This is a genomic window from Streptomyces sp. NRRL WC-3626 (genome assembly GCF_000718785.1).
In the GTDB taxonomy this organism is placed as follows: domain Bacteria; phylum Actinomycetota; class Actinomycetes; order Streptomycetales; family Streptomycetaceae; genus Streptomyces; species Streptomyces edwardsiae.
Genome location: NZ_JOCA01000011.1, coordinates 141,007 through 156,627, shown reverse-complemented (window position 1 = coordinate 156,627; position 15,621 = coordinate 141,007). Strand labels below are relative to the sequence as shown.

The window sequence follows — 15,621 nt, the reverse complement described above, 5'->3', positions numbered from 1 at the left end:
CCCGGTCCGGGCGGCACTTGGCCATGGCCGTCACGCAGCCCGAACGGGGGACGGCTGCTGCCCGGGCGCACACCACCCACTCGCGGCACACTCGCGACCACCGCCCGCGTGGAGACCCCGCAGGCCGGCCACCCGCACGCCGTCGCGGGCCGCCGCCGGGGGCTCACCGTCCCAGCCCGTGACGTACCGGTCCCGCCGGCGAACCCCCGAGGCCGTACGACCACACCCCGCCTTCGACACCCGCCCGCCTTCTTCGGTGAGGTCCGCGGGCCCGGCTGCGCGGAATGATTTCGCGGACCGACGGTCCGGGTCGGTACGATCGCACCCATGCGTGCGCTCCGGTATGGCGCCGCGGCCAAGCCTTCAGTCAGGAGAGACCGGTGTCAGACGTCCGTGTGATCATCCAACGCGATTCCGAGCGGGACGAACGCGTGGTGACGACGGGCACCACGGCCGCCGAGCTCTTCGCAGGCGAGCGCTCGGTCATCGCGGCGCGCGTGGCCGGCGAGCTCAAGGACCTCGCCTACGAGGTCGGGGACGGCGAGACCGTCGAGGCAGTGGAGATCTCCTCCCCCGACGGCCTCGCCATCCTGCGCCACTCCACCGCGCACGTCATGGCCCAGGCCGTGCAGGAGCTGTTCCCCGAGGCCAAGCTCGGCATCGGCCCGCCCGTCAAGGACGGCTTCTACTACGACTTCGACGTCGAAAAGCCCTTCCACCCCGATGACCTCAAGGCCATCGAGAAGAAGATGCAGGAGATCCAGAAGCGCGGGCAGCGCTTCTCCCGCCGCGTCGTCACCGACGAGGCCGCCCGCGAGGAGCTCGCCGACGAGCCGTACAAGCTGGAACTGATCGGCCTCAAGGGCTCCGCCTCGCACGACGACGGCGCGGACGTCGAGGTCGGCGCCGGCGAGCTGACGATCTACGACAACCTGGACGCCAAGACCGGCGAGCTGTGCTGGAAGGACCTCTGCCGGGGCCCCCACCTGCCCACCACCCGGAACATCCCGGCGTTCAAGCTGATGCGCAACGCGGCCGCCTACTGGCGAGGCAGCGAGAAGAACCCGATGCTCCAGCGCATCTACGGCACCGCCTGGCCCACCAAGGACGAGCTGAAGGCCCACCTGGAGTTCCTCGCCGAGGCCGAGAAGCGCGACCACCGCAAGCTCGGCTCCGAGCTGGACCTCTTCTCCATCCCGGAGCAGATCGGCTCCGGCCTCGCCGTCTTCCACCCCAAGGGCGGCATCATCCGCCGGGTCATGGAGGACTACTCGCGCCGCCGGCACGAGGAGGAGGGCTACGAGTTCGTCTACACCCCGCACGCGACGAAGGGGAAGCTCTTCGAGACCTCGGGCCACCTCGACTGGTACGCCGACGGCATGTACCCGCCCATGCAGCTCGACGAGGGCGTGGACTACTACCTCAAGCCCATGAACTGCCCGATGCACAACCTGATCTTCGACGCGCGCGGCCGGTCCTACCGCGAACTGCCGTTGCGCCTGTTCGAGTTCGGCACCGTGTACCGGTACGAGAAGTCGGGCGTCGTGCACGGCCTGACCCGGGCCCGCGGCTTCACCCAGGACGACGCGCACATCTACTGCACCCGCGAGCAGATGTCGGAGGAGCTGGACAAGACCCTCACCTTCGTCCTGAACCTGCTGCGCGACTACGGTCTGACCGACTTCTACCTGGAGCTGTCCACCAAGGACCCCGAGAAGTTCGTCGGCTCCGACGAGGCCTGGGAAGAGGCCACGGAGACGCTGCGCCAGGTCGCCGAGAAGCAGAACCTGGAGCTCGTGGCGGACCCGGGCGGCGCCGCCTTCTACGGCCCGAAGATCTCCGTCCAGGCGAAGGACGCCATCGGCCGCACCTGGCAGATGTCGACCATCCAGCTCGACTTCAACCTGCCGGAGCGCTTCCAGCTGGAGTACACCGGCGCGGACGGCGCCAAGACCCGGCCGGTCATGATCCACCGTGCGCTGTTCGGCTCGATCGAGCGCTTCTTCGCGGTACTGCTCGAGCACTACGCGGGCGCGTTCCCGGCGTGGCTGGCGCCGGTGCAGGCGGTGGGCATCCCGGTGGGCGACGCCCATGTGCAGTACCTGGAGGAGTTCGCGGGCGAGGCCCGGCGCAAGGGGCTGCGGGTCGAGGTGGACTCCTCCTCGGACCGGATGCAGAAGAAGATCCGCACGCAGCAGAAGCAGAAGGTCCCGTTCATGATCATCGTCGGGGACGAGGACATGCACGCGGGCACGGTGTCGTTCCGCTACCGCGACGGATCGCAGGAGAACGGCATCCCGCGTGACCAGGCGCTGGCGAAGCTCGTTGATGTGGTGGAGCGCCGGGTTCAGGTGTGATCTGAATCCCACAGCAGTGGAGCTCGGCCCCCCGGGAGTGATCCCGGGGGGCTTTTCCGTGGCCCTGTGGGGACGCCATATGCTGCACGCATGACGAGTGAGCCGGAACAGCAGCTGGGAGTGGGGACGCCAGACGCGTTTCAGCGTCTGTGGACGCCCCACCGGATGGCGTACATCCAGGGCGAGAACAAGCCGAGCAGCCCTGATGCCGGCGAGGCATGCCCCTTCTGCTCGATCCCGGCGAAGTCCGACGAGGACGGGCTGATCATCAGGCGGGGCGAGCAGGTGTACACGGTGCTCAACCTCTACCCGTACAACGGCGGCCACCTGATGACCGTCCCCTACCGGCATGTCGCCGACTACACGGATCTCACCGAGGCCGAGACGGCCGAGCTGGCCGAGTTGACCAAGCAGGCGATGACGGCTCTGCGCACCGCGTCCGGCGCCCACGGCTTCAACATCGGCATGAACCAGGGCACGGTGGCGGGCGCGGGCATCGCCGCCCACCTCCACCAGCACGTGGTCCCCCGCTGGGGCGGCGACACCAACTTCCTCCCCGTGATCGGCCACACCAAGGTCCTGCCCCAACTCCTCGCAGACACCCGCAAGATGCTCGCGGAGGCCTGGCCGACCCCGTAGCCGCGGGCCATCGTGCCGCTGCGGCGGCACGGGTGGGCGCAGCGGCACCTCGTTAGCGCCGAGCCGCGCACCCACCCCCACCCGGCGCCGCGACACCCCGTATCCGAACGCTCACGCGTCGTACACGTCCGCCTTCCGCGGCGCGGCATCCTGCACGGCCGTGCTCAGGGACGACGACCGGGACCCGAACTTCTCCGTGTCCACCCCGTTCTCCGCCAGCACCTTGATCGCGGCGGAGTGCACCGCCCGCAACACCGGCGTGGCCGCCCGCAACGCGTCGTCCGCCATGAACCGGTGCCGCCACGGCTTGTCCGCCCACGCGTGCCGCAGCCCGAACGGCTCCGGCAGGCTCAGCTTGCCGCCCAGCCAGTACAGCAGCGGCGGATACCAGGTCAGGGGCGCCCGCGCGGCCAGGCGTACCACCTCGTCCGAGTCGACCAGCGGGAGCTTCACCTTCCGGGTCTCCCAGAACCTGACCGACTTCTGGACCTCCTTCTCCTTGGCGGCCGGCTTGCTGGTGAACAGCGAGTGCACCGGCCCCAGCGCGTGCCCGGTGACCTCGATGCGCAGCGTCTCGTGCAGCACGGTCACCGTGATCAGCATCGTGATCACCAACTGGCCGTCCCACAGCGTCCACTGCACGCCCAGGTAGTGCCGGTCGCCCGCGCCGAACTGCTGCTTGTTGCAGATGTCCTGTATGGCGTGCGACTTGATCTGGTACGCCTCGACGTCCGTGCCCTCGGGCCGGGACACTCCTCCGGCGTTCTCGCCGATCGGGGTGACGATCCAGTGCCGTACGGACGGTTTGGGGAAGCCGCCGGTGTGCAGCGGTCCGCGCTCCAGCATCCGCAGCCGGTCGTGGATGGACCTGATGACGTCCCAGCTGCGGAACGGGTTGATCTCCCGGTCCGGGTCGGCGGGTACCAGCTCCTCGGCGAGCTGCCAGCTGCCCCAGCGGGTGCCCATGCCGAGTATGCCCTTGGGGCCGGCGTAGAAGACGGAGTTGGACTGCTGCTCGGCGCTGAGCCGGGCCAGTGACTGGCGCAGCTGCTCGGCGGCCGTCTCGCCCGGGCTGCTCGGTACGGCCTCGGGGACCTTGGCGCCGACGCTGCTGCCGGAGAGGAGGCTGTCCCAGCGCTCGCGCAGGTCCTTCGCCGTGCGCTCGCAGATCCGCTTGGCCCAGAACCAGCCGAGCACCGGGGCGACGACCGACGCGCGCGCGTACCAGCCCCAGAATCCGTCGAAGGGCATACGGATCAGGAACAGCACGGCGAGGGCGCCCACCGCGACCAGCAGGGTGGTGGCGAGCGCCCCGGCCCGTTTGTCGTCCCGCTTGGCCATCGTCGTACGGATCTGGAAGACGAGCAGCCAGACGAGGAGGCCGGGCAGGAAGAGCAGCCCGCACAGGACCATGACGGCGCTCAGCCAGTTGTCCCGCTCGCGGCGGATGCGGTGTGCCGCGAGCGAGTGCTCGACCACGACCTGGGGCTGGGCGCCGAAGGACTGGATGAGCGGCGCGCGGCCGGAGCCCAGCATCCGGTCGATGATCGCTCTGGAGTAGGCCTCGCCCAGGTTCGGCCGGAACAGCTTCAGCCTGGGTTTGCTGACGGCCGACTTGTGCCACTCGCTGTTGGCCTTGAGTATCTCGTCCGCTTCGTTGTCCCGGTAGGCGGCGGAGGCCAGCGCGAACGTCGGCGTCTGCCCTTCATCGCCCGTGCGCGGTACCTGCGGACCGAAGAAATCCGCGTAACCGCTCTCAACGGTCATTCCCGCCCCCGATCGCCGCGACTGTCGTCTTGCGGCCTTCCCGACTTCCGTGCTGCGCACACCTGTTGATCAGGTCTTCAGCGTATCCGCAGCCGGTGTCCGCTGTGGGCGGACTGCCGAAGCCGTCCGTCACCACGGAGTGAGGCATTCCGGAGTCGCCCCGGTGGCGGGCGCGTGCGCGGGCGCACACCGGGGCTTCCCGGCGCCGGCTACGAGGTGGCGCGCGCCTCTTCCCTGACCCGGTCCGCCACTTGCGGCGGCATGGGTTCGTGCCGTGCGTAGTGGCGGCTGAACCGGGCCGTGCCGTGGGAGAGGGAGCGCAGGTCGATGGCGTACCGGCCGATCTCGATCTCGGGGACCTCGGCCTTGATGAGGGTGCGTCCGCCGGGCGACTGCTCGGTGCCGAGCACCCGGCCGCGCCGGCCGGACAGGTCGCTCATCACGGGGCCGACGTAGTCGTCGCCGACCAGGACGCTGACCTCGGCCACCGGCTCCAGCAGATGGATCTTCGCGTCCGAGGCGGCCTCCCGCAGGGCGAGCGCGCCGGCGGTCTGGAACGCGGCGTCGGAGGAGTCCACGGAGTGCGCCTTGCCGTCGAGGAGTGTCACGCGGACGTCGATGAGGGGATGTCCGGCGGCGACTCCCCTGCCGGCCTGGGCCCGTACGCCCTTCTCGACGGAGGGGATGAACTGGCGTGGCACGGCACCGCCGACCACCTTGTCGACGAACTCGATGCCCGAGCCGTTCGGCAGGGGTTCCACCTCGATCTCGCAGATGGCGAACTGTCCGTGGCCGCCGGACTGTTTGACGTGCCGGCCGCGTCCGGCGGCCTTGCCGCCGAAGGTCTCCCTGAGCGACACGCGGTGCGGTACGACGTCGACCTGGACGCCGTAGCGGCCGCGCAGCCGTTCCAGGGCCACGTCCGCGTGCGCCTCGCCCAGGCACCACAGGACCACCTGGTGGGTGTCCTGGTTCTGTTCCAGCCGCATCGTCGGGTCCTCGGCGACCAGCCGGGACAGGCCCTGGGAGAGTTTGTCCTCGTCGGGTTTGCTGTGTGCCCGGATGGCCAGGGGCAGCAGCGGGTCGGGCATGTCCCAGGCTTCCATGAGCAGCGGGTCGTCCTTGGCGGACAGGGTGTCGCCGGTCTCCGCGCGGCTGAGCTTCGCCACACACGCGAGATCGCCCGCGATGACGTGGGAGACGGGACGCTGGTGTTTGCCGAACGGGGTGGACAGCGCGCCGATGCGCTCGTCGACGTCGTGGTCCTCGTGGCCGCGGTCGGCGAGCCCGTGTCCGGAGACGTGGATCGTCTGGTCGGCGCGCAGGGTGCCGGAGAAGACCCGGATGAGGGAGATCCGGCCGACGTACGGGTCGGAGGAGGTCTTCACGACCTCGGCGACCAGCGGGGCCTCGGGGTCGCACGGTTTCAGCTCGCGCGGCTCGCCGTCGGGGGTGGTCACGTTCGGGGTGCCGTGCTCGAGCGGGGTCGGGAAGCCGCCGGTGACCAGTTCCAGCAGTTCGACCGTGCCGAGTCCCTGGCGGGCGCCGTCGGCGGCGGGGGCGGCGGCGAGGACGGGGTGGAACACGCCGCGCGCGACCGCCCGTTCGAGATCCTCGATGAGGGTCTCGACGTCGACCTGCTCGCCGCCGAGGTAGCGGTCCATGAGGGTCTCGTCCTCGCTCTCGGCGATGATGCCCTCGATGAGCCGGCCGCGGGCCTCCTCGATCAGCGGGAGCTGGTCCTCGCCGGGCTCGGACTCCTTGCGCTCGCCGGTGGAGTAGTCGAACAGCTTCCGCGACAGCAGTCCGGTCAGGCCGGTCACGGGCGCGTGCCCGTCGGGTCCCTCCGGGCCGTGCAGCGGCAGGTAGAGGGGCAGTACGGCGTCGGGGTCGTCGCCGCCGAAGGTCTCCGCGCAGACGCGGGTCATCTCCTCGAAGTCCGCGCGTGCCGCTTCCAGGTGTGTGACGACGATGGCGCGCGGCATGCCGACCGCCGCGCACTCGTCCCACACCATGCGGGTGGTGCCGTCCACCCCGTCGGAGGCCGAGACGACGAAGAGGGCCGCGTCCGCCGCCCGCAGACCGGCCCTGAGTTCTCCGACGAAGTCGGCGTATCCGGGGGTGTCCAAGAGGTTGACCTTGATGCCGTCCCATTCGAGGGGCACCAGGGAGAGCTGTACGGAGCGCTGCTGCCGGTGCTCGATGTCGTCGTAGTCGGAGACGGTGCCGCCGTCCTCCACGCGGCCCGCCCGGTTCACGGCTCCCGCGGTCAGCGCGAGAGCCTCCACCAACGTGGTCTTGCCCGATCCGGAGTGGCCGACCAGCACCACATTCCGTACGGACGTGGGGTGGTCGGCCGCTCGTGCCCTGCCGGCGGCCCCGGGGTGTGAGTGCGTCTTGTCGCCCATGATCCTGCCTCCCGTGCACGGTGAGGTCACTGTGGGCGCGGACCCGCGGAATCCGCGTGCGGTGCGGCTCCGGCGACGCCCGCGGTCCTTCGAGCTTTCCACTCCCGTCACGACGCGTCCATACGAACGACGCGATCCCGCCGCCGGCGCCCCGGGGCGTCCCACGCGTTCGTGACGCGGTGCGTTCACGCGGGTGGTCCGCCCGCCGTCGGCCTCGGCCCCGGCAGCCGCTCGCCCTGCCGACGGCCGGAACACCGTGCCCCGGTGCCCGGCACCGATCGCGCCGGTGTCGCGGGCCGTGATCCTTCCGCCCGGCCGAGCCGGAGGGGCCCGGCGCCGGGTGCTACGGCGTACGTGGTTCGGAACGCCCTGCGCCCGGCCCGTCCCGAGGGCCACCCCGGGCTCGCTGCGGAGCGGGGCGGCCGCTGCCCGGCGGGGGGTCGGTGTGGCTGTTCCTGCCCGCGCCGGGCGGGCGGGGCCACGGTCGGCGGGCCGGGCAGGGGCGGCTCCTCATGCCGTTCGAAGCGACGCGATCCGGGTGTCCGTGCCCGGCCCACGCGGGCGCGGCGCGTGTCCGCGGCCCGGAGTTCGCCGGGCATCCCGGCGCGGGCGCCTGCGGGGCGCAGGGCGGCTTCTGCCCGGTGGACCGGGCGTGGGGGTGATGACGGGACGGTCCCGGGTGCCCTCTCGCGTTCTTCGGGTGGGGCACGCGCGCCCGAGGGGTTCGGGGGCGGCCGGGCCGCGCCGTTTCCCGCGCGGGTGTTCGGGTGCCGTGCCGTCGCTCCCGCGTGTGCGTGGCTACGATTGGGCGCGCCGGGTGGTCAGTAGGGGCCACGTGGCTCTACCGACCGTCGGGAAGACCATGCTGAACAAGTACGCGCGTGCTTTCTTCACGCGTGTCCTCACACCGTTCGCCGCGTTTCTCATCCGGCGGGGGGTCAGCCCCGACACGGTCACCCTCATCGGCACCGCGGGAGTGGTCGCCGGCGCGCTGGTCTTCTACCCCATGGGCGAGTTCTTCTGGGGCACGGTCGTGATCACGCTGTTCGTGTTCTCCGACCTCGTCGACGGCAACATGGCCCGCCAGCTCGGCCGCTCCAGCCGCTGGGGCGCCTTCCTGGACTCCACCCTGGACCGGGTCGCCGACGGCGCGATCTTCGGCGGCTTCGCCCTCTGGTACGCCGGGGGCGGCGACGACATCGCCCTGTGCGCGGTGTCGATCTTCTGTCTGGCCAGCGGTCAGGTGGTGTCGTACACCAAGGCGCGCGGCGAGTCGATCGGCCTGCCCGTCGCGGTCAACGGCCTGGTCGAGCGGGCCGAGCGGCTGGTGATCTCGCTGGTCGCGGCCGGTTTCGCGGGCCTGCACACGTTCGGTGTGCCGGGCATCCAGTACCTGCTGCCCGTCGCCCTGTGGATCGTCGCCGTCGGCAGCCTGGTCACGCTGATCCAGCGAGTGGTCACCGTGCGCCGCGAGTCCGCCGAGGCGGAGGCCGCGGAACGGCAGGAGACCCAGGGGAGCGAGGCCGCGAAGTGAGCGCCCAGGAGCGGCTGGCCGACGCCCTCTACGGCGCCGGCTGGGGCACCGTCAAGAAGCTCCCCGAGCCCGTCGCCGTACGCCTCGGCCGCGGTATCGCGGACCTCGCCTGGAAACGGCGCGGCAAGGGCGTGCTCCGGCTGGAACGCAACTACGCGCGTGTGGTGCCGGACGCGGGCCCGGAGCGGCTGGCGGAGCTCTCCCGCGCGGGGATGCGCTCGTATCTGCGCTACTGGATGGAGTCCTTCCGGCTTCCCGCGTGGAGCGCCGAGCGCGTCGCCGGCGGCTTCGAGGCCAAGGACCTGCACCACCTCACCGACGGCATGGCGGAAGGCAAGGGCGTCATCCTGGCGCTGCCGCACCTCGCCAACTGGGACCTCGCCGGCGCGTGGGTCACCACGAAGCTCGGCATACCGTTCACCACCGTCGCCGAGCGCCTGAAGCCGGAGACGCTGTACGACCGGTTCGTCGCCTACCGGGAGGGCCTCGGCATGGAGGTGCTCCCGCACAGCGGCGGCTCCGCCTTCGGCACCCTGGCCCGGCGGTTGCGCGACGGCGGACTGGTCTGTCTGGTCGCCGACCGCGACCTCTCCGCCTCCGGTGTCGAGGTCGACTTCTTCGGCGAGACGGCCCGGATGCCGGCCGGACCCGCCCTGCTCGCCCAGCAGACCGGCGCACGACTGCTGCCGGTGACCCTCTGGTACAACGACTCGACGGTGATGCGGGGCCGGGTCCATCCGCCGGTCGGGGTCCCCGAGTCAGGTACACGGCCCGAGAAGACGTCCGTCATGACACAGGCGCTGGCCGACGCCTTCGCCACGGGCATCGCCGAGCACCCGGAGGACTGGCACATGCTGCAGCGTTTGTGGCTGAAGGACCTCGACCCCGCGCGGGACCCCGCGACCGCCCCCGTACAGGACCAGAAGGGGACCTCGTGAGGATCGGCATCGTCTGCCCGTACTCCTGGGACGTACCGGGTGGTGTCCAGTTCCACATCCGTGACCTGGCCGAGTACTTCATCCGGCTCGGTCACGAGGTGTCCGTCCTCGCCCCCGCCGACGACGACACGCCTCTGCCGCCGTACGTCGTCTCGGCGGGCCGCGCGGTGCCGGTGCCGTACAACGGCTCGGTGGCCCGGCTCAACTTCGGCTTCCTGTCCGCCGCGCGAGTGCGCCGCTGGCTGCACGAGGGCGCCTTCGACGTCGTCCACATCCACGAGCCGACCTCGCCCTCGCTCGGCCTGCTGACCTGCTGGGCGGCCGAGGGGCCGATCGTCGCGACGTTCCACACGTCCAACCCGCGCTCCCGCGCGATGATCGCCGCCTACGCCATCCTCCAGGCCGCCCTGGAGAAGATCAGCGCGCGGATCGCGGTGAGCGAGTACGCCCGCCGCACCCTCGTCGAGCATCTCGGCGGCGACGCGGTGGTCATCCCCAACGGCGTCGACGTCGACTTCTTCGCGAAGGCCGAACCCAAGCCCGAGTGGCAGGGCGACACCATCGGCTTCATCGGCCGGATCGACGAGCCCCGCAAGGGCCTGCCCGTGCTGATGAAGGCCCTGCCGAAGATCCTCGCCGCCCGCCCGCAGGCCCGGCTGCTGGTCGCCGGGCGCGGCGACGAGAAGGAGGCGGTCGAGTCGCTGCCGCGTGAGCTGCGCCCGCGCGTGGAGTTCCTCGGCATGGTCAGCGACGAGGACAAGGCCCGCTTCCTGCGCAGCGTCGATCTGTACGTGGCGCCCAACACCGGCGGCGAGAGCTTCGGCATCATCCTGGTCGAGGCCATGTCGGCGGGTGCGCCGGTGCTCGCCTCGGACCTGGACGCGTTCGCACAGGTCCTCGACCAGGGCGCGGCGGGCGAACTGTTCGCCAACGAGGACGCGAACGCCCTCGCCGACGCGGCCGTACGGCTCCTGGCCGACCCGGAACGCCGGACGGAACTCCGCGAACGAGGCAGCGCCCACGTCCGCCGCTTCGACTGGTCGACGGTCGGCGCGGACATCCTGTCGGTCTACGAGACGGTGACGGCAGGCGCGGCAGCGGTGGCCACGGACGACCGCACGACGGGCCTACGAGCCCGCTTCGGCCTGGCCCGGGACTGACCGCTCCCGTCCCGGTGCTCCGCCCCGGGACGGGGAACACGACGCGGCCGCGGAGCCCGCGTCGGGCCGCAGCCTCCGCGACACCGACGGACGGTGCGTCCGGGGCGTGGCTCCCGGTTGACGGGACCACGGCGTGGCCCGGGGCTCGGTCCGGGGGCGCTGCTCATGGGAGACCGGGTCGGCGGGGCCGCCCCGGCGGGACCAGGGCGGCCCCGGTGTCGGGGCTACGGCGTGGCCCGGGGCCCGGCTCGGGGCGCTTCCCCCAGTGAGGGCCGGGAGACGGTGGGTGGCACACGGGGACCGGGACACAAGGCGCGGCCAAGGGGTGGCTCGGGGGGAGCGCTGTTCGTGGGGGCCGGGACTCGGGGGGCGGCTTCGGGGGACCGATGGCCGACGTGTCCCGCGCGGCGCCGGTCCCGGGGTGCTGCCCCGACAGCCGGACGCCACCGCCGGCCTCCGGGGACCGCGCGTGGCGTGGTGCCCCCCGGGACATGATCGCCCCCGGCGGTACTAGCCTTGCCGCCCGTGACCGCAACCCTCATTTGGATCCTTGTCGCCCTTGTCGCCATCGGCCTCTATCTGAGCTGGACGGCGGGGCGTCTGGACCGGCTGCACGCCCGCATCGACGCCGCCCGCGCCGCGCTCGACGCCCAGCTGCTGCGCCGTGCCTCCGTGGCCCAGGAGCTGGCCACCTCGGGCGTGCTCGACCCCGCCGCGTCGATCGTCCTCTACGAGGCCGCGCACGCCGCGCGGCAGGCGGCCGAGGAGCAGCGCGAGGTCGCCGAGAGCGAACTCGGCCAGGCCCTGCGCGCGGTCTTCGCCGACGCCCAGCAGGTGGACGCGGTCCGGGAGGCGCCCGGGGGAGAGGAGGCGGCCCTGGAGCTCGCCGAGGCGGTCCGCAGGGTGCCGATGGCCCGCCGCTTCCACAACGACGCCGTACGCGCGGCACGCGCGCTGCGACGGCACCGCAAGGTGCGCTGGTTCCGGCTGGCCGGACACGCGCCCTTCCCGATGGCCGTCGAGATGGACGACGAGCCCCCGGCCGCCCTGATCGAGCGGGCCTCGTAACGGCACACGCCCGGTCACCGCGGACCGAAAACGATCCACCGGCTTCCCATTGGCCCTTGCTGTGGACTGCTCCGTTCACGTTTCCTCAGTGCTGCAGAAACCCCCCTCTTTCCCCTCAGCGAGGTCATTCGTGTCCAGCACGCTCTCCGAAAACCAGGGTCCCGCGACCGGTACCGCCCGTGTGAAGCGCGGCATGGCCGAGCAGCTCAAGGGCGGCGTGATCATGGACGTCGTCACGCCCGATCAGGCCAAGATCGCCGAGGACGCCGGCGCCGTCGCCGTCATGGCCCTGGAGCGGGTCCCGGCCGACATCCGCAAGGACGGCGGCGTGGCCCGCATGTCCGACCCGGACATGATCGAGGGCATCATCGACGCGGTCTCCATCCCCGTCATGGCCAAGTCCCGCATCGGCCACTTCGTCGAGGCCCAGGTCCTGCAGTCCCTCGGCGTCGACTACATCGACGAGTCCGAGGTCCTCACCCCGGCCGACGAGGTCAACCACTCCGACAAGTTCGCCTTCACCACGCCGTTCGTCTGCGGTGCCACCAACCTGGGCGAGGCCCTGCGCCGCATCGCCGAGGGCGCCGCGATGATCCGCTCCAAGGGCGAGGCCGGCACCGGCAACGTCGTCGAGGCCGTACGCCACCTGCGCCAGATCAAGAACGAGATCGCCCGCCTGCGCGGCTACGACAACAACGAGCTGTACGCCGCCGCCAAGGAGCTGCGCGCCCCGTACGAGCTGGTCAAGGAGGTCGCCGAGCTGGGCAAGCTGCCCGTCGTGCTGTTCTCCGCCGGCGGTGTCGCCACCCCGGCCGACGCCGCGCTGATGCGCCAGCTCGGCGCCGAGGGCGTCTTCGTCGGCTCCGGCATCTTCAAGTCCGGCGACCCGGCCAAGCGTGCCGCCGCCATCGTCAAGGCGACCACCTTCTACGACGACCCGAAGGTCATCGCGGACGCGTCCCGCAACCTGGGCGAGGCCATGGTCGGCATCAACTGCGACACCCTCCCCGAGACCGAGCGCTACGCCAACCGCGGCTGGTGACCGTGATCATCGGTGTTCTGGCCCTCCAGGGCGACGTACGGGAACACCTCGTCGCCCTGGCCGCGGCCGACGCCGTGGCCAGGGAGGTCCGGCGCCCCGAGGAACTCGCCGAGGTCGACGGCCTGGTCATCCCCGGCGGGGAGTCCACCACCATCTCCAAGCTGGCGGTCCTGTTCGGCCTGATGGAACCCCTGCGCGCACGTGTGCGTGACGGTCTGCCCGTCTACGGCACCTGCGCCGGCATGATCATGCTCGCCGACAAGATCCTCGACCCGCGCTCGGGCCAGGAGACCGTCGGCGGTATCGACATGATCGTGCGCCGCAACGCCTTCGGCCGGCAGAACGAGTCCTTCGAGGCGGCCGTCGACATCAAGGGCGTCACCGGCGACCCCGTGGAGGGCGTCTTCATCCGCGCCCCCTGGGTGGAGTCCGTCGGCGCCGGTGCCGAGGTGCTCGCCGAGCACGACGGCCACGTCGTCGCGGTCCGCCAGGGCAACGCGCTGGCCACGTCCTTCCACCCGGAACTGACCGGCGACCACCGCGTGCACGGCCTGTTCGCCGACATGGTGCGCGCGAACCGGGCCCGTCGGTCCTTGTAGGATTCCTGCGTTCGTTTCAGGAGATGGGTTACGCGAAGGAGACAGGCAGATGTCCGGCCACTCTAAATGGGCTACGACGAAGCACAAGAAGGCCGTGATCGATGCCAAGCGCGGCAAGCTCTTCGCGAAGCTGATCAAGAACATCGAGGTCGCGGCGCGCATGGGCGGCGTCGACATCGAGGGCAACCCGACGCTGTACGACGCCATCCAGAAGGCGAAGAAGCAGTCGGTCCCGAACAAGAACATCGACTCCGCGGTCAAGCGCGGCGGCGGCCTGGAGGCCGGTGGCGCCGACTACGAGACGATCATGTACGAGGGCTACGGTCCGAACGGTGTCGCGGTGCTCATCGAGTGCCTCACCGACAACCGCAACCGCGCCGCCTCGGACGTCCGTGTCGCGATGACCCGCAACGGCGGCTCCATGGCCGACCCCGGCTCGGTGTCGTACCTGTTCAACCGCAAGGGCGTGGTGATCGTCCCCAAGGGCGAGCTGAGCGAGGACGACGTCCTCACCGCCGTCCTGGACGCGGGAGCCGAGGAGGTCAACGACCTCGGCGAGAACTTCGAGGTGCTCAGCGAGGCCACCGACCTCGTCGAGGTGCGCACCGCGCTGCAGGAGGCCGGGATCGACTACGACTCCGCCGAGGCCAACTTCGTCCCGACCATGCAGGTCGAGCTGGACGAGGAGGGCGCCAAGAAGATCTTCAAGCTCATCGACGCCCTGGAGGACAGCGACGACGTGCAGAACGTCTTCGCCAACTTCGACGTGAGCGACGAGATCATGGAGAAGGTCGACGCGTAACGCGTCCACCCCTCAGCGGGCCGGCGGGACACACCCCGTCGGCCCGTCGCTCTGTAACGGGATCGATGTCAGTGGCACCCGATAGCCTGCACAAACAGGTGATCGAGGGAAGAGGGCAGGGGCGTGCGCGTACTGGGGGTGGACCCGGGGCTGACCCGCTGCGGGGTCGGAGTCGTGGAGGGTGTCGCGGGCCGGCCGCTCACGATGCTCGGCGTGGGTGTCGTCCGTACGCCGGCCGACGCCGATCTCGGCCACCGCCTGGTCGCCGTCGAGCAGGGTCTCGAGCAATGGCTGGACGAGCACCGGCCCGAGTTCGTCGCTGTGGAGCGCGTCTTCAGCCAGCACAACGTCCGTACGGTGATGGGCACCGCGCAGGCCAGCGCCGTAGCCATCCTGTGCGCCTCCCGCCGCGGCATCCCCGTCGCCCTGCACACGCCCAGCGAGGTCAAGGCGGCCGTCACCGGCTCAGGACGCGCCGACAAGGCCCAGGTCGGCGCCATGGTCACGCGTCTGCTGCGGCTGGCCGCGCCGCCGAAGCCCGCCGACGCCGCCGACGCCCTCGCGCTCGCCATCTGCCACATCTGGCGCGCCCCCGCGCAGAACCGGCTCCAGCAGGCCGCCGCCCTGCACGCGTCGAAGACCTCCCGCGCCCCCCTGGCCCCGCACGCATCGAAAGGCCGTACGGCATGATCGCCTTCGTCAGCGGCACGGTCGCCGCCCTCGCTCCCGACTCCGCGGTGGTCGAGGTCGGCGGGGTCGGCATGGCCGTCCAGTGCACGCCGAACACGCTCTCCGCACTCCGCGTCGGACAGCCCGCGAAACTCGCCACCTCCCTCGTGGTCCGCGAGGACTCCCTGACCCTGTACGGCTTCGCCGACGACGACGAGCGGCAGGTCTTCGTGCTGCTGCAGACCGCCAGCGGGGTGGGCCCCCGGCTGGCCCAGGCGATGCTCGCCGTACACACCCCCGACGCCCTGCGCAGAGCCGTCTCCACCGGCGACGAGAAGGCGCTGACCGCCGTCCCCGGCATCGGAAAGAAGGGTGCCCAGAAACTGCTGCTCGAGCTGAAGGACCGCCTCGGCGAGCCGCTCGGCGCCCCCGCCGTCGGCACCCCGGTCAGCACCGGCTGGCGCGAGCAGCTGCACGCCGCCCTGATCGGCCTCGGGTACGCGACCCGCGAGGCCGACGAGGCCGTCTCCGCCGTGGCCCCCCAGGCGGAGGCCGCCGGCGGCACCCCGCAGGTGGGGCAGCTGCTGAAGGCGGCCCTGCAGACGCTGAACCGCGCCCGATAGCCCGTACGGAGAACT

Annotated in this window: 13 protein-coding genes; 11 read left to right on the top strand and 2 right to left on the bottom strand. The window is 71.4% G+C overall.

Annotation, left to right across the window (positions count from 1 at the left end; all coding sequences use genetic code 11):
- Nucleotides 1-380: 380 nt before the first annotated feature.
- The gene (gene thrS / locus IF28_RS0119250) at nt 381-2,357 is read left to right on the top strand and encodes a threonine--tRNA ligase (RefSeq protein WP_030221718.1); all 1,977 of its coding nucleotides are present in this window, start codon (nt 381-383) and stop codon (nt 2,355-2,357) included.
- Nucleotides 2,358-2,447: 90 nt separating this feature from the next.
- Nucleotides 2,448-2,996 (top strand): HIT family protein, encoded by a 549-nt coding sequence (locus tag IF28_RS0119245; RefSeq protein ID WP_030221717.1) that lies wholly within the window; start codon nt 2,448-2,450, stop codon nt 2,994-2,996.
- Nucleotides 2,997-3,107: 111 nt separating this feature from the next.
- Here the strand turns inward: IF28_RS0119245 and IF28_RS0119240 are convergent, their stop codons facing one another.
- A complete protein-coding gene (locus IF28_RS0119240; protein WP_030221716.1) occupies nt 3,108-4,763 on the bottom strand; it encodes a hypothetical protein in 1,656 nt (551 codons plus the stop codon).
- A gap of 209 nt (nt 4,764-4,972) precedes the next feature.
- The gene (locus IF28_RS0119235) at nt 4,973-7,171 is read right to left on the bottom strand and encodes an elongation factor G-like protein EF-G2 (RefSeq protein ID WP_030221714.1); all 2,199 of its coding nucleotides are present in this window, start codon (nt 7,169-7,171) and stop codon (nt 4,973-4,975) included.
- Nucleotides 7,172-8,033: 862 nt separating this feature from the next.
- On the opposite strand from IF28_RS0119235, the gene pgsA reads away from it, so the two are divergent.
- The 9 genes from pgsA (at nt 8,034) to ruvA (ending at nt 15,606) form a co-directional block, all read left to right on the top strand.
- The gene (pgsA, locus tag IF28_RS0119230) at nt 8,034-8,705 is read left to right on the top strand and encodes a phosphatidylinositol phosphate synthase (RefSeq protein ID WP_030221711.1); all 672 of its coding nucleotides are present in this window, start codon (nt 8,034-8,036) and stop codon (nt 8,703-8,705) included.
- Nucleotides 8,702-9,643: a phosphatidylinositol mannoside acyltransferase gene (locus IF28_RS0119225; RefSeq protein WP_030221708.1), complete on the top strand. Its 942-nt coding sequence runs from the start codon at nt 8,702-8,704 to the stop codon at nt 9,641-9,643. Before pgsA ends, IF28_RS0119225 begins: the two co-directional genes overlap by 4 nt.
- Entirely contained in the window at nt 9,640-10,803 is a 1,164-nt protein-coding gene (locus IF28_RS0119220; RefSeq protein WP_030221705.1) for a glycosyltransferase family 4 protein, read from the top strand. The genes IF28_RS0119225 and IF28_RS0119220 overlap by 4 nt, the downstream gene beginning before the upstream one ends.
- Nucleotides 10,804-11,328: 525 nt before the next feature.
- Nucleotides 11,329-11,871 (top strand): membrane protein, encoded by a 543-nt coding sequence (locus IF28_RS0119215; RefSeq protein WP_030221702.1) that lies wholly within the window; start codon nt 11,329-11,331, stop codon nt 11,869-11,871.
- 130 nt (nt 11,872-12,001) lie between these two features.
- Nucleotides 12,002-12,913 carry a pyridoxal 5'-phosphate synthase lyase subunit PdxS gene (gene pdxS, locus IF28_RS0119210; RefSeq protein ID WP_030221700.1) on the top strand — a complete coding sequence of 304 codons (912 nt, stop codon included), beginning with the start codon at nt 12,002-12,004 and terminating at the stop codon, nt 12,911-12,913.
- Nucleotides 12,907-13,512, top strand: coding sequence for a pyridoxal 5'-phosphate synthase glutaminase subunit PdxT (pdxT, locus tag IF28_RS0119205; protein ID WP_030221697.1), 606 nt, complete (start codon nt 12,907-12,909; stop codon nt 13,510-13,512). The genes pdxS and pdxT overlap by 7 nt, the downstream gene beginning before the upstream one ends.
- Before the next feature lie 49 nt (nt 13,513-13,561).
- A complete protein-coding gene (locus tag IF28_RS0119200) occupies nt 13,562-14,314 on the top strand; it encodes a YebC/PmpR family DNA-binding transcriptional regulator (protein ID WP_030221694.1) in 753 nt (250 codons plus the stop codon).
- A gap of 123 nt (nt 14,315-14,437) precedes the next feature.
- Complete coding sequence (gene ruvC / locus IF28_RS0119195; RefSeq protein WP_030221691.1) at nt 14,438-15,004, top strand: crossover junction endodeoxyribonuclease RuvC; 567 nt, start codon at nt 14,438-14,440, stop codon at nt 15,002-15,004.
- Nucleotides 15,001-15,606 carry a Holliday junction branch migration protein RuvA gene (gene ruvA / locus IF28_RS0119190; protein ID WP_030221688.1) on the top strand — a complete coding sequence of 202 codons (606 nt, stop codon included), beginning with the start codon at nt 15,001-15,003 and terminating at the stop codon, nt 15,604-15,606. The genes ruvC and ruvA overlap by 4 nt, the downstream gene beginning before the upstream one ends.
- Nucleotides 15,607-15,621 lie beyond the last annotated feature (15 nt).

Bases quoted from the DNA above. Each gene is read 5' to 3' on its own strand.
- IF28_RS0119245 (WP_030221717.1), top strand. From the start codon at position 2,448: ATGACGAGTGAGCCGGAACAGCAGCTGGGAGTGGGGACGCCAGACGCG.
- IF28_RS0119240 (WP_030221716.1), bottom strand. From the start codon at position 4,763: ATGACCGTTGAGAGCGGTTACGCGGATTTCTTCGGTCCGCAGGTACCG.
- IF28_RS0119235 (WP_030221714.1), bottom strand. From the start codon at position 7,171: ATGGGCGACAAGACGCACTCACACCCCGGGGCCGCCGGCAGGGCACGA.
- pgsA (WP_030221711.1), top strand. From the start codon at position 8,034: ATGCTGAACAAGTACGCGCGTGCTTTCTTCACGCGTGTCCTCACACCG.
- IF28_RS0119200 (WP_030221694.1), top strand. From the start codon at position 13,562: ATGTCCGGCCACTCTAAATGGGCTACGACGAAGCACAAGAAGGCCGTG.
- ruvA (WP_030221688.1), top strand. From the start codon at position 15,001: ATGATCGCCTTCGTCAGCGGCACGGTCGCCGCCCTCGCTCCCGACTCC.